The organism is Methanococcoides mangrovi (assembly GCF_052057775.1).
Taxonomy (GTDB): Archaea; Halobacteriota; Methanosarcinia; order Methanosarcinales; family Methanosarcinaceae; genus Methanococcoides.
In genome coordinates this window covers 1,321,264-1,334,429 of record NZ_CP195121.1, presented here as the reverse complement: position 1 = coordinate 1,334,429, position 13,166 = coordinate 1,321,264, and the positions used below count along the sequence as shown (strand labels likewise).

General features: G+C 44.5%; 12 protein-coding genes and 1 tRNA gene. 3 read left to right on the top strand and 10 right to left on the bottom strand.

The window, feature by feature from the left end; genetic code table 11:
* Positions 1 to 25: 25 nt before the first annotated feature.
* On the top strand, positions 26 to 1,423 hold the full coding sequence (locus ACR3I3_RS06845) for an AIPR family protein (protein WP_440951524.1): 1,398 nt from the start codon (positions 26 to 28) through the stop codon (positions 1,421 to 1,423).
* Between the two features lie 184 nt (positions 1,424 to 1,607).
* Here ACR3I3_RS06845 and ACR3I3_RS06840 read toward each other — a convergent pair.
* Positions 1,608 to 1,679, bottom strand: a tRNA-Thr gene (locus ACR3I3_RS06840).
* A 285-nt stretch (positions 1,680 to 1,964) separates the two neighbouring features.
* Between ACR3I3_RS06840 and ACR3I3_RS06835 the strand changes: the two genes are divergently transcribed.
* A complete protein-coding gene (locus ACR3I3_RS06835) occupies positions 1,965 to 2,504 on the top strand; it encodes a carbonate dehydratase (protein WP_440951523.1) in 540 nt (179 codons plus the stop codon).
* A 132-nt stretch (positions 2,505 to 2,636) separates the two neighbouring features.
* Here the strand turns inward: ACR3I3_RS06835 and ACR3I3_RS06830 are convergent, their stop codons facing one another.
* The 5 genes from ACR3I3_RS06830 to ACR3I3_RS06810 form a co-directional block, all read right to left on the bottom strand.
* Positions 2,637 to 2,954 carry a winged helix-turn-helix domain-containing protein gene (locus ACR3I3_RS06830; RefSeq protein WP_440951522.1) on the bottom strand — a complete coding sequence of 106 codons (318 nt, stop codon included), beginning with the start codon at positions 2,952 to 2,954 and terminating at the stop codon, positions 2,637 to 2,639.
* A 180-nt stretch (positions 2,955 to 3,134) separates the two neighbouring features.
* A complete protein-coding gene (locus tag ACR3I3_RS06825) occupies positions 3,135 to 4,130 on the bottom strand; it encodes a class I SAM-dependent methyltransferase (protein ID WP_440951521.1) in 996 nt (331 codons plus the stop codon).
* A gap of 42 nt (positions 4,131 to 4,172) precedes the next feature.
* Entirely contained in the window at positions 4,173 to 4,784 is a 612-nt protein-coding gene (locus ACR3I3_RS06820; protein ID WP_440951520.1) for a LysE family transporter, read from the bottom strand.
* A gap of 195 nt (positions 4,785 to 4,979) precedes the next feature.
* Positions 4,980 to 5,993 (bottom strand): transcription initiation factor IIB, encoded by a 1,014-nt coding sequence (locus ACR3I3_RS06815; RefSeq protein WP_048194848.1) that lies wholly within the window; start codon positions 5,991 to 5,993, stop codon positions 4,980 to 4,982.
* A 94-nt stretch (positions 5,994 to 6,087) separates the two neighbouring features.
* On the bottom strand, positions 6,088 to 6,387 hold the full coding sequence (locus tag ACR3I3_RS06810) for an H/ACA ribonucleoprotein complex subunit GAR1 (RefSeq protein WP_440951519.1): 300 nt from the start codon (positions 6,385 to 6,387) through the stop codon (positions 6,088 to 6,090).
* 557 nt (positions 6,388 to 6,944) lie between these two features.
* On the opposite strand from ACR3I3_RS06810, the gene ppdK reads away from it, so the two are divergent.
* Positions 6,945 to 9,599: a pyruvate, phosphate dikinase gene (gene ppdK, locus ACR3I3_RS06805; RefSeq protein WP_440951518.1), complete on the top strand. Its 2,655-nt coding sequence runs from the start codon at positions 6,945 to 6,947 to the stop codon at positions 9,597 to 9,599.
* Positions 9,600 to 9,786: 187 nt separating this feature from the next.
* Here ppdK and ACR3I3_RS06800 read toward each other — a convergent pair whose 3' ends face one another.
* The 4 genes from ACR3I3_RS06800 to ACR3I3_RS06785 form a co-directional block, all read right to left on the bottom strand.
* Positions 9,787 to 10,689, bottom strand: a complete 903-nt coding sequence (locus tag ACR3I3_RS06800; protein WP_440951517.1) for a carbohydrate kinase family protein — start codon at positions 10,687 to 10,689, stop codon at positions 9,787 to 9,789.
* A gap of 9 nt (positions 10,690 to 10,698) precedes the next feature.
* The gene (locus tag ACR3I3_RS06795) at positions 10,699 to 11,040 is read right to left on the bottom strand and encodes a DUF555 domain-containing protein (RefSeq protein WP_440951516.1); all 342 of its coding nucleotides are present in this window, start codon (positions 11,038 to 11,040) and stop codon (positions 10,699 to 10,701) included.
* A gap of 71 nt (positions 11,041 to 11,111) precedes the next feature.
* The gene (locus tag ACR3I3_RS06790; RefSeq protein ID WP_440951515.1) at positions 11,112 to 11,393 is read right to left on the bottom strand and encodes a DUF357 domain-containing protein; all 282 of its coding nucleotides are present in this window, start codon (positions 11,391 to 11,393) and stop codon (positions 11,112 to 11,114) included.
* 50 nt (positions 11,394 to 11,443) lie between these two features.
* On the bottom strand, positions 11,444 to 13,150 hold the full coding sequence (locus ACR3I3_RS06785; protein WP_440951514.1) for a helicase HerA domain-containing protein: 1,707 nt from the start codon (positions 13,148 to 13,150) through the stop codon (positions 11,444 to 11,446).
* Between the last annotated feature and the right edge of the window lie 16 nt (positions 13,151 to 13,166).

Below are 13,166 nucleotides of genomic sequence, written 5' to 3'. Positions count from 1 at the left end.
AGCAATAAACTCATTAAATACTTCTTTGTCTTATGTTTTAGATTTAGAATTAAGTGAAGATGCTTTACTAACTCGATTCAACTTTGCATTAGTTGAAAAAATTGGACTCTTCCGAGAAATATGGAAAATAGCTGCTCGAAAGAATTCATCAATATCTATTAATTATGTATATTCGTCAAAAGCAAATGCAAATAAAGTCAATACTGTTTTTGAATCTAAAATGGATCAAATTATAGAGCTAACAAAAAAATCGATTCCAAATGCAACTGTTGCTTTTGACCTTTATAGTTCTGAAGAATTATTAGAGTTATATAGAAAGCCCCATCACAGTGAATTGCCTCTGCTATTTAAAGAAAATCCAATTGCTATATCAAATATAGACCCACATAATAACTCGGAATTTGGGTACATGGGTGTTGTTTACCTAAAAGACTATTATGATTTTATTGTTGACGAAGAAACTAATGAAATAAGAGAATATTTGTTTGAAAACAATATTAGAGATTATCAAGGTGACAAAGCCGATGTTAATGAAAAAATTGCCCACAGTATACAGTATGAAAATAATAGAGATTTTTGGTGGCTTAACAATGGCGTAACAATGATTGTATCAAACTGCAATTCTAATGCACCTAAACAGTTGTTCCTAGAAGATATTCAAATTGTAAACGGTTTACAAACATCATATGCACTTAGCAAACATTTCGACCCAACAAATCCTGAAGACAATAGATCTCTATTAGTAAAAATTATTGTTACACAAAATAAGGAAACAATGGATAACATCATTTTTGCTACAAATAGTCAAAATCCAGTATCTCCAACACTACAAAGAGCAACTGATGAAATTCAAAGACATTTGGAAGTTATTTTTGCAAATCGTGGTTACTACTATGATAGGAGAAAAAACTACTATAAAAATCATGGAAAACCTGCTAATAAAATTTTCAGTATACAACATACAGCACAATCAATTGAAGCAATTTTGAATTATAACCCAAGTAGAGCACGATCAAGACCTACTACATTAATAAAAGAGGATCCTGCATACAATAGAATTTTTAATCCAGAAAATATTGAAGCGTTTATAAACTGCTGCTTATTACATCAAAAAGTTAATAGTTTTATAAAAAATGAACTGGAAATGCCTCAAAAGGGTATCGCAAAGAACTTTGCTCTTCATATTTCTAGAGTTGCAGCAGCTGCACTTACACAAGAAAAAGACTATGATGCTAACAAAATACGAGATATAGATATGGAAAATATAGGGTTTGATGAAATAAGAAACTCTTACTATTTTATCAACCGTGCAATTGGTGATTATACTACGCAAAATCCAACTGCAAATATAATTAATGTTGCAAAATCTGGTGCTTTTGTAGATATGATTGAAAGTAAATTAGATGAATTTATTAATGCATAAATTCATCCTTACCTTTTTCTAGATCCTCTATCTTGGTATAATTAAGAATATACTCCCCTTTGATTCTCAACTACTATTCAGTAAGGATTCAATTTGGAGAAAGATTATAATTGTCCTCATAAAAGTATAGCTAACTACAAAATGATAATAGAAATAAGAAGGGGCTTACAACCCCGTACTCCATAGCCGTCGGGGGGATTCGAACCCCCGGCCTGCTGATTACGAATCAGCCGCTATACCACTAAGCCACGACGGCAAAATCTACCTCCTCATAATAGGAATTTAGATATATAAACATAATGCGTTTTTGCCATATTCGTTTCCTAATGTGATCCTAAACTTGTATGACTTCAAAAACCAAAGAAGCCATCCTAATATCTTTGAAAACTACCCCTAAATATTTTACAGATGTAAGCGTATTTGCAATAAGGTTAAATAACATTAAATAAGTTCTCATAATCAGTCATATTATTAAATATATTCACATAAGTGCCATCATTCAGATCCCTAATGGCACTCACTAAAAAGGGAGGCTTATCAGATGCAGATGCGAAATCCAGATAATCAGATGCCAAAAATAAGTGAGAGTGCGTGGATATCCGAAACCGCGGCTATCGTGGGAAATGTAACCATTGAGGACGATGTGTTCGTTGCACCAAATGCTGTCATCAGGGCAGATGAACCGGGCTCTTCGGTCGTCATCAGCAAAGGTTGTAATGTGCAGGACAACGTAGTGATACACTCACTTTCAAATTCCGAAGTAAAGATAGGAACCGAAACATCCCTTGCACATGGATGTATCGTACACGGACCATGCCTTGTGGAAGAGAACTGCTTCATAGGATTCGGTTCTGTGGTCTTTGAGTCACATGTCGGAAAAGGCTCGGTCATCCTCCACAATTCCACCATCCATGGTATAGACATTCCTGAAGGCAAGGTCGTCCAATCCGGACAGACCATAACGATGGAGTCTCAAGTAAATGAACTGGAAGACACAACCCCTGAACTCAGAAAATTCAAAGAATCCGTAATAAGTGCTAATATCAAGCTTCTGAACGGGTACAGGAATATGGAAGCATAGGACTGATCCGTGATGGGATCAAAAAGGATGAGTTCATCATTCATGCTCTCTAAATGAGAGCATGAGGTCATTTACGGAGAACTGTTACAAGGAACAATTGTAACTTCAATTTTAAATATCAGGCTTCAAACATCAAATAAATTTGCCATCAAGTTCCTTCATTAACTTTTTACCCAGGTCGGTCAGGATATATTTTTTCCAGGTATTTTTCTCAGGAGTCAGGCATTCAACAAGTCCTTTGTCCTCAAGCTCTTTGAGAGCATGACTGATGTTCTGTGTAGACCTCCCTGTTTCATGGGCAATATCAGAAGCTTTCACTACATTATGCTTTTTCATAGCTTCCATAAGGATCATTCGCCTATCTACACTGATAAGCCATTTTAACAGATCCCCCATAGAACTTTCATCAATGTTCTCCATATCGATCACCTGCGAATTAAATACCGACATATTCTGTTATTGCTTTAATTTGATCGTATAAACCGTTCCCTAGAACAGCTCCATTTAAATAAGATCTTTAAAGGTATGGCAGATGCCCATTTTTGAATTTTTACTCCGATACTCAAAACAGCATTACAAGTTTAAATAAATTCTCATATTCATGTAACATCTCAAAAATAGAGATAGCTATTATATCACACGTACTTCAATACAAACATTGTACTGATGCGGCGCATAAGAACGCACTGTACGACACTCCAGAACTTCAATGCTTCGCCCGGCCTTTTTTGCTGCTGCTTCTATCAGTCCTATGGAACTCTCATACAGGTCATCCTCGTGTGTCATCCCATAGTAATGGATAACGCCCTTCGGAGCTGTCACATAGACAGCAGAATCAAGGAAAGCTTCCGCGCTGTGGGGGAGGTTCATGATAACATGGTCCGCAATACCCTTGAAATTGCGGGCGATCTCGTTCGCATCACCTTCGATGACCTCAATGTTCCCGATGGAGTTGAGCTTCACATTCTCTTTCAGGAAATAGATCGCATCAGGGTTCTTGTCCATGGCAATGACCTTTTTGCATTTCCTGGCAATAGCTATACTGTACGGTCCAACCCCTGCGAACATGTCCAGGACAACATCATTCTCACCCACCTGTGAAACGATCCGCTGCCTTTCAGTAGAAAGACGGGGAGTGAAATATGCACGTTCGAGATCCACCCTGTATTTAAAGCCGTGGTCCTTGTGAACCGTTTCCGTCCGCTCTTCCCCGGCAAGCACTTTGAACCTGCGGGTCCTGAACTCTCCTTCCACAGCTGACACTGCACCGAGCACGGTCTGAACGTTCTTGTGGACCTTCAGGAGTGCAGCGGCTACTTTTTGGGCTTCAGGTTCGTCGGCTTCAATGAGTGCAATATCGCCTACTATCTCGTAACCCGGAGTAAATCCAAGGATGTCCTCGAGCCTGAGGATCTTCTCATGGGATTCAAACTCATGTTCCACCGGTCTCGCCTCATCAGGAAGTTCCTTGAGCTCTTCCGGAGTAAGCTCCCTTTCAAGAGGAAGGTACAGCATATCGCCTTCACTGAATATCTTCAGGGACTTGTCAAGGATATCAAGTTCCATAAGGAACTTTCTGGCAGGTTCACCTTTCTTTTTAGGGATAGCAATACAGGGCTGTTTCAAAACTCATCTCTCCTGAAATATCAGCATATCAAAATGTCCGGATCATCCGATCGCAAACCATCCGCCGAACAATATCAGGAATAGTCCGCATGATACAAGAATATGCCTGTAGGTCTTCGGGGAGAACATGCCTCTGCCGTGGCTGAAGGATAGCGATACAGCAGTGAACCAGCCAAGGTCCGCAAGCCAGTGTCCGACTATGAAGAACACCACTGCAACCATTCCGAGCTTCATGCTCTCAAGCACAAGGGCACTGCCAGCTGCCAGCCACCAGAGCCAGAAATAAGGATTGGAAGCAGAGGTCACAATGCCTGCAACCAGTGAATTGGAAACCGCTTTGTCCTGCCCGTGAAGTTCTTCGGCTGAAGACCCTGCACCCCTGATGGTCATTATACCGAAAATTACCAGGACGATACCACCGACCACCGAGATGAAAGACATCTCACGCTCGCCTACTAGTGTGTTCATGCCTAAAAGTATCAGCACAAGTACCGCGCTTTCGATGATAGCATGGCCCAGGAAAACTTCAGGTCCTGCTGTCCAGCCTTTCTTCAGTGTGCCGTCAATGGTCACAAATAGCATGGGACCTGGTACCAGAGCACCGGTCAGACCCACTACGAAACCAATGAACAACATCTCGAACAGTTCTAACATGGTCAATAAAAAATAATGTAACTATATAATGTGATCGATTAGGTATCTCAGTTCTGTCAGTAATTCGAATTGATCAGATCAAGGTATAAACTAAGCACTAATCGATTAGGAAATAAATGATCTAAAAATATAGGGAACGCAAAGACAGAATTCGTCTTTGCAGTTCTTGTTACTATTCTTGTTCTCAATACCAGATCAGAGAATGATCTCGATATCCAGTTCTTCAGCGAGCTCTTTGTACCTGTTACGGATGGTGACCTCGGTCACACCTGCAACATCAGCGACCTCACGCTGTGTCCTGCGCTCACCGCAGAGAATGGATGCAATATAGATCGCAGCTGCTGCCACACCGGTTGGTCCACGGCCGCTTGTGAGTTCCTTTTCAGATGCCTGACGAAGGATCTCAACACCTCTGGACTGTACCTCTCCCTTGAGGTTCAGGCCTGAGCAGAACCTTGGGACGTAGTCTATTGGAGATGTTGGCATAAGCTTGAGTGCAAGCTCACGGGAGATGAAACGGTATGTCCTTCCAATCTCTTTCCTGCTTACCCTTGAAACTTCTCCGATCTCATCCAGGGTCCTCGGAACACTGCACTGGCGACATGCTGCATAAAGTGCTGCTGCTGCCACACCTTCAATGCTCCTTCCACGGATGAGGTTCTTGTCAACTGCTTTCCTGTAGACCACTGCAGCGGTCTCACGTACAGTACGTGGAAGACCTAATGCAGATGCCATACGGTCGAGTTCTGATAAAGCGAATGCAAGGTTCCTTTCAGTAGCATTGCTTACGCGTATACGACGCTGCCACTTCCTCAACCTGTACAACTGGGCACGATTCTTGGAGGAGATGGACTTACCATAGGAATCACGGTTCCTCCAGTCGATCATAGTGGACAGACCTTTGTCGTGTATGGTGTATGTCATTGGTGCACCAACACGGGAACGCTTCATGCGCTGATCATGGTCGAAAGCACGCCATTCCGGACCTTCATCTACGAACTCAGCATCCACTACAAGACCACAATCCGCACATACCAGTTCGGCACGCTCATAGTCCTGTTCAAGGTTGCGGCTTCCACACTCTGGACACTCAATTACCTTGTTCTCGACCTCAGCGGTCTTTTCCTTCTCTTTACGTGCCTTGATCATTGCACGTATCTTCTCTCTCTCTGAAGTATCAGAATATCTTACTCTTTCAACTTCCACCATATTATCATTGCCTCGATTTTACCAAAATTGCTAACAGTCAATCCACTTAATATAAATACTATAGATGTACCAAATATAAATGCAATAAATGGACTTACTTGACGTATACCTTCTCATTGAGGTACTTCTTCAGTTCAGGACCTGAAACATCTCCAAAGACCTTAATACAAATATAAGGAGATTTTACAGGACCGATCACACCATTCACCTTTCCAATTCGCTTGACGGATTTATCAACAACAACCGAATTGATACGAGGAAGATCCCTCAAAGATGTATCTGGTTTAATGTTGTCCCCTTTCACAAGCAAACCCTGCTGTGCCACTACCTGCACTACTGTTCCAAGCCTCTTCATACGTCTCTTGCCATCAATATATAAATTGTATCGGTGCATATATATCATATCACACCTAGTATATAAAGTTATCGCAATAGCTTTAATAATCCAAATAATACCATTACAAAAAGATAATCATACACCATACGAAAAATACATCATATTGGCACATAAATCGACCAATAAAGGAATATTTACGAGAATCTAATGATCAGACCAGATCGTGTGAACAATAGGCATGGTAGTGCCTCACACGACCATCGGCATTTTTCTGACGACCATTGCCCACCGATCAGTTGCCGCAAATTTTGAGAGTTGTAAATTCACACAGTGGAATTTTGGACATTGTATATATAGATTTCTGCCCTGTCCCGGACATAATTGTATAAAAATGAAACACAACCTCAAACAATACGGGATTTCCTTAAAACCAACGACAACACTTAATAATAATCACACAATAAACGGCAATGTCGTCTAGATATGTTCAATAACATAACTTCTGGAAGACCCCTGATATTGTAACTGACAGATTCAGAAATCAGTATCATCAATACATAATTAATGCTAGCCTAACCCATAATCAAAATATCTTCCCGTGGGAGGAAAACTTAGTGGCAGATAATAAATTTGTGTATCTTTTCGGAAATAGCGAAACTGAAGGCAAAAACAGTATGAAAGACCTGCTTGGAGGCAAAGGCGCCAACCTAGCAGAAATGTCAAATCTGGGAATCCCGGTTCCGGTCGGATTTACGATCACTACAGAGGTCTGTACTCTTTATCTTAAGGACAATAAATATCCTGCAGGTCTTGAAGAGCAGATCGATAATGCCATAAAGGAACTGGAAAACACCACGGGAAAGTTATTTGGAGACCTTAACAACCCATTACTCGTTTCTGTACGCTCTGGTGCCCGTGTGTCCATGCCAGGTATGATGGACACAGTGCTTAACCTGGGACTTAACGACACGTCAGTAGTCGGCCTTGCCAAAAAGACCGGCAACGACAGGTTTGCTTACGACAGCTACAGAAGGTTCCTCACAATGTTCGCAGATGTTGTGCTCGGCATCGAACACGAGAAGTTCGAATCCACGCTCACTGCCAAGAAGAAGGAGAAAGGTGTCAAGCAGGATACCGACCTTGATGTAGGGGATCTGAAGGACCTTGTTGAGAAGTTCAAAGGCATCATCAAAGAAGAGACCGGAAAGGACTTCCCGCAGGAAGCAAGAGAACAGCTCCAGATGGCCATCGATGCAGTGTTCGGATCATGGAACAACCAGCGTGCTATAACCTACAGGCGTCTTAACGGCATCCCCGGGGACTGGGGAACTGCAGTGAACGTACAGAGCATGGTATATGGTAACATGGGCGAGACCTCCGGAACAGGAGTAGCATTCACAAGAGACCCTGCAACCGGGGAGAAGAGATTCTTCGGAGAATACCTCATCAATGCACAGGGAGAAGATGTGGTTGCAGGTATCAGGACACCTCAACCGATCGAGACCCTGAAGAACAGCATGCCTGAGGCCTATGATCAGCTTGTGGACATCTACATGAAACTGGAGGAACACTTCAGGGACATGCAGGACATCGAGTTCACCATTGAGGAAGGCAAGCTTTTCATGCTGCAGACAAGGACAGGAAAGAGAACTGCCGCTGCAGCCATCAAGATCGCTACCGACATGGTAGCAGAAGGACTTATCGATAAGGAAACAGCCCTCACAAGAGTCGAACCTGCACAGGTCGACAGGCTCCTCCACCCCAATATCGATCCTAACGCAACACCGGATGTAATTGCAAGCGGTCTCCCCGCATCTCCGGGAGCTGCTGTCGGTGAAGTTGTGTTCACAGCAGAACATGCTGAAGAGAAAGCAAAGAATGGTGAGAAGACCATCCTTGTACGTGCTGAGACCTCACCTGAGGACATCGGCGGTATGAACGCTTCAGAAGGTATCCTCACAGTACGCGGAGGAATGACCTCACACGCAGCAGTAGTTGCAAGAGGCATGGGCAAGCCCTGTGTAGCAGGCTGTGGCGACATTGTAATTGACATTAAAGAGAAGGTATTCCACGTTGGTGAACACACCATCAGCGAAGGCGATATGATCTCCATCGACGGTTCCACAGGAGATGTCATCCTTGGAGAGGTAGACCTTATCCTGCCGGGCGTTACCGGTGAACTTGAGCAGATCCTCTCATGGGCCGATGAGGTCAGGACCATGAAGGTCAGGACCAATGCGGACACCCCACACGACGCACAGGTCGCACGTGACTTCGGTGCAGAGGGAATCGGACTCTGCAGAACAGAGCACATGTTCTTCGGAGAGGACAGGATTCCTGCAGTGCGTGAAATGATCATGGCTGAAGAGGTTGGTGTCAGGAAAGCAGCTCTTGAGAAGCTTCTCCCAATGCAGAGAGAGGACTTCATAGGAATATTCAGGGCAATGGAAGGATATCCTGTAACCATCAGGTTGCTTGACCCGCCACTCCATGAGTTCCTGCCAAACCATGAGGAAGCAGTTGAAAGACTCACAGAGCTGAACTCCAACGACGCCCCACAGGAAGAGATCGACAGGGTGAAGAAGGTAATCGAGCGTATCGAGTTCCTCAAGGAAATGAACCCAATGCTCGGTCACAGAGGATGCCGCCTTGGTATCACATACCCTGAGATCTACGAGATGCAGGCACAGGCCATCATTGAGGCTGCATGCGAACTCACAAAGGAAGGCATGACCATCGTGCCTGAGATCATGATCCCACTGATCAGCACCATCGATGAGCTTGAATTTGTCAAGAAACATGTGATCGAAGCTGTGGAAAAAGCCATGGAGAAGGAAGGCATTAAGCTTGACTACATGGTCGGAACAATGATCGAACTGCCAAGGGCAGCACTCACAGCAGACCAGATAGCTAAGGAAGCTGAGTTCTTCTCCTTCGGTACAAACGACCTGACCCAGACAACCTTCGGTTTCAGCAGAGACGATGCAGGCAAGTTCCTGCCATTCTACTTAGAGAGTGGTATACTCGAGGACGATCCGTTCGCAGTGCTTGACCAGGAAGGTGTAGGTCAGCTCGTGAAGATCGGCATCGAGAAAGGACGTGCTACACGACCTGACATCAAGATCGGCATCTGTGGAGAGCATGGAGGAGAGCCAAAATCAGTTAAGTTCGGACACAACGTCGGACTCAACTATGTCAGCTGTTCACCATTCCGTGTGCCAATTGCAAGACTTGCAGCAGCACACGCTGTGATCGAGAACAAGCAATAAACAAATCATTCAAGATCAATATCGTGTGGAAGTGCACGATATTGACAATTCTTTTTTTACTGACAACTATCAATCATCCGTAGTTGCCAAACATTATCTAAATTGAACCAACATAGCTGCCGCTGATCAACTCAGCCAATAAAGATCATAAGAACCACTTTAGCAAAAACAGAAAAGAGGAGAACATTCACCCATCAAGAGACGGGAATGCTCCGAACTGGCTTTCATATCTGGTTACCATATCATCCCATGTAGGAAGGTCTGTCTGGCAACCAACTGATTCAACAGCAAATGATGCAACCGTAGCTCCTGCCTTACCACAAACATCCAGCGGATAGCCACGGACGTATGACACAAGGAAACCTGCACGATACGCATCCCCTGCACCGGTCGGGTCAACTGCTTTTACAGGAACCACAGGGATCTCGTATTCAGCACCATCTGCAAATATCCTGCTGCCTTCGGCATCATAGGTGACGACCACAATATCGATCTTTTCCTTAATATCCTCAAAAGTGCTTTCGGTCATGTCGCAGACCCGCTTGATCTCATGCTTGTTGGTGAAAAGGATATCAGTGTTCGCAAGTATAGCCTCAAGATTCTCCCTCGTGTACATCACAAGATCCTGCCCGGGATCAAAAGACACGAACTTTGCTTTCTGTGCGATCCTGGCATTGAAGTTGGGCTCGGATGTCGCAAGATGTACAAAATCAACTTCCGGAGGCTCCAGTTCCTTCAGCTTTGCAGATGCCCCCCAGTAGAAGTAAGTTGACTGGTTGTGGAACGGATCAGTGTAAACATATGCTGCAGTCCCTTTCTCACCCTCAAGCCTGAAAAGCAGGGAAAGGTCAACGCCCAGACCCTCTAGATGTTCTTCATAACCTGATGTTGCAAAATCATCCCCTACTGCGGATATAAGCTGGGATTTCCCACCAAGGATCGCGATCGCTGCAACGATGTTCGCAGCTCCACCTCCGAAGAACTTCTGATAATCAACTATCGGATATGACTCGTTCTGTGTTGCAATTCCCTCCACATCGAACAGGAAGTCTATTGCAGCATGACCTACTACAGATATCACATCAGACATACAGACACCTTATTCGAATTCTTCGACATCCACAACATTGAGTGGCACATCACGTAATGCCCTGCCTATAACGGACTTTGCGATCCTTGATGCATGCTCTGCACTCTCAGCGTCAAAGACCTTCATCTCAAGGACAAGACCGACGATCGCGGTGTTGGCCGCAATGAAAACGCTGCCAAAAGGTTCATTGCAGGCAGGACAGAAAGTTGTTCCCACATCGACCTCTACAAAATCGAGCTGAGGGTTCAGCCTTTTCCCGGCCTCTGCAATAGCAACTCCAATAGCATCATCTGCAGTCTGTACATCCCTTACCAACCAGGCAGCTTCAAGTGTAACGTGATAATTTGTCATCGTTTCATTCTCTCCAGATATATTATCTTAAACCTTCATTTCTTCTTAGATCTACAATTTCTGAATGACGATCATATCGTGAACAGCACATCATCATCAACATCGAAAACACCAAGGCGTGCACCTGCATCCAGCCAGGCATGTCCATAACTGAAACAGATGAGAGCATTTACCGGATCACCGGCCTTAATGAAATGCACACCATCATCATAATAGGAACGTGCCATATTCTTATAGTCCTCGGCCACTGCAAGCATGTGAGAACCCTTTATAGGGCTTATGTCAGCCTTTGAGAGTGCTTCCCTTAACAGACGTTCGTATCTTTCGACCTTTTCGTTCAGATCTGCTGCCACTTTTACACCATCTATATATAATTCACTTATAAACCCATCCGTCGGAACGATCACTTCTCCGAACCGAATATCTTCTTGAAAAGCCCTCCGCTCTCAGACTTCGGCTGCCGGTTCACCGGGCTGTCTGCCTGCCTGCTTGGCTGCCTTTTCGGCGGAGGACTTCCTGCACCTTCAGTAGCTTCTGCTTTTGCAGGCTCGGAGCTCTTGGACGGCTGGCTGACAGGTTTAGAAATCTTTTTTTGAGGAGCAGGTGAAGCGGTCTGTGCACTTTTAAGGACATTCACAGATTCTCCGCCGTGTTTTGATTTCCTTACCCTGATATCCACAAGAACAGGCCTCTCTATATCGTTGCTCACAAGCATGGCAACCCCCGGAGGCAGGCGCATAAGTTCATCCTCCACAAAAGAGTTCACACCTTCAAGTCCCTTACTTATGGATTTAAGGTCGTTTGGATTGGTAACCTTCATTATGACCTGTGTTCCGCACTGGGAAAGCACATTCTTGTCGATCCTTGCAGGGCGCTGGGATATTACCATCATGCCAAGACCGAACTTACGCCCCTCGGATGCAATGGTACGCAATACCTCTGAACTTGCGGTCTTGCTGAAACCACGTTCCGGGGCAAAGTTATGGGCTTCTTCCACTACAAGCATTCCCGGAGGGATGGTATTCATCTTGCGTGCTTCGAAAAGTGCACCACAAAGCTGTGCCACGATCATGCTCTGAAGGTCGGGAGACACCCCTTTGAAATCTATTACCGCTGCCCGCCCCTTCTGCATGAGCTCTTCAAGGGAGGTAGGCGATGAGGACAGGATATCGGAATCACGGATGTCCTCAAGAAGGTTCATGACATTCCATTTGGCCTTGCTTTCGTTGTTTCCCACCTCGAATATTATATCATCAAGAGTATAGGTCTCCATTTCCGCACGAAGTTTCTGTATCGCTTCGTAAAGGATACCGATATGAGTGCTGTTGAAATTCTCCGGGAAGATCGAAGCAAGGTCCTTCGCGGAAAGATTATTTCCGTTGAGCCTGAATAGCTCGTCAGCATTCGGATTTATTGCCTTGTTAGCCGGAGTGTATATTGTAATACTGGAACCATACCCTTTGGGGGAGACACCGAACTTCCTGAGGTCCTCTGTCTTTGCCGAAGGTTCCTTCATGGAAGCATATTCGCTATGAGGATCGATTATCAGAAGAGGGACCTTTCGATCGAGCAGCTCTTCCAGCAGGACCGCTGCAGTATAGGACTTCCCGCTTCCGGTCTTTGCAAGGATACTGCAATGCTTCTGCACAAGGCTGTTCACGCTCAGGTGAACCGGTATATCGGTACCATCAAGCAGGCCTATGTACATCTCATTACCGGACAGGCCCAGCACAGAGCTTATCAGGTCATTATCTGCTTTAAAAACATCATCACCGGGGCTAAACGGAGTCTTTGGGGCCCTTAAAAGACCCGAAGGATCGCGGCTGCCAATGACCGTAGCGTCTGCAACTATCCTGTCGGAGCTTTTTTTGTCCTTACCGTTCTTCCTGAATTCCTCAAAGGCCTTCTTGGCCTCATCAAAGGACTGTTTTGTACTTACCGTATCACTGAACCTTTTGATCGAAAGCACCTGGCAAAGGACCCATCCATCCTTCTCATGCCATGCTTTTACATAATCCCCACGATGTACAACAGTACTGTCAGAAATCAAGAACTTAAAACCAAACGATCCGGTCTCACCTGAAATTATACCTACTGAGCCGAGCATCATATCCTCTCACCAAAAA

What these genes read in the sequence shown, in the direction of transcription:
- ACR3I3_RS06835 (WP_440951523.1), top strand. Translation starts at nt 1,965, where the DNA reads ATGCAGATGCGAAATCCAGATAATCAGATGCCAAAAATAAGTGAGAGT.
- ACR3I3_RS06830 (WP_440951522.1), bottom strand. Translation starts at nt 2,954, where the DNA reads ATGTCGGTATTTAATTCGCAGGTGATCGATATGGAGAACATTGATGAA.
- ACR3I3_RS06820 (WP_440951520.1), bottom strand. Translation starts at nt 4,784, where the DNA reads ATGTTAGAACTGTTCGAGATGTTGTTCATTGGTTTCGTAGTGGGTCTG.
- ACR3I3_RS06815 (WP_048194848.1), bottom strand. Translation starts at nt 5,993, where the DNA reads ATGGTGGAAGTTGAAAGAGTAAGATATTCTGATACTTCAGAGAGAGAG.
- ACR3I3_RS06810 (WP_440951519.1), bottom strand. Translation starts at nt 6,387, where the DNA reads ATGCACCGATACAATTTATATATTGATGGCAAGAGACGTATGAAGAGG.
- ACR3I3_RS06800 (WP_440951517.1), bottom strand. Translation starts at nt 10,689, where the DNA reads ATGTCTGATGTGATATCTGTAGTAGGTCATGCTGCAATAGACTTCCTG.
- ACR3I3_RS06795 (WP_440951516.1), bottom strand. Translation starts at nt 11,040, where the DNA reads ATGACAAATTATCACGTTACACTTGAAGCTGCCTGGTTGGTAAGGGAT.
- ACR3I3_RS06785 (WP_440951514.1), bottom strand. Translation starts at nt 13,150, where the DNA reads ATGATGCTCGGCTCAGTAGGTATAATTTCAGGTGAGACCGGATCGTTT.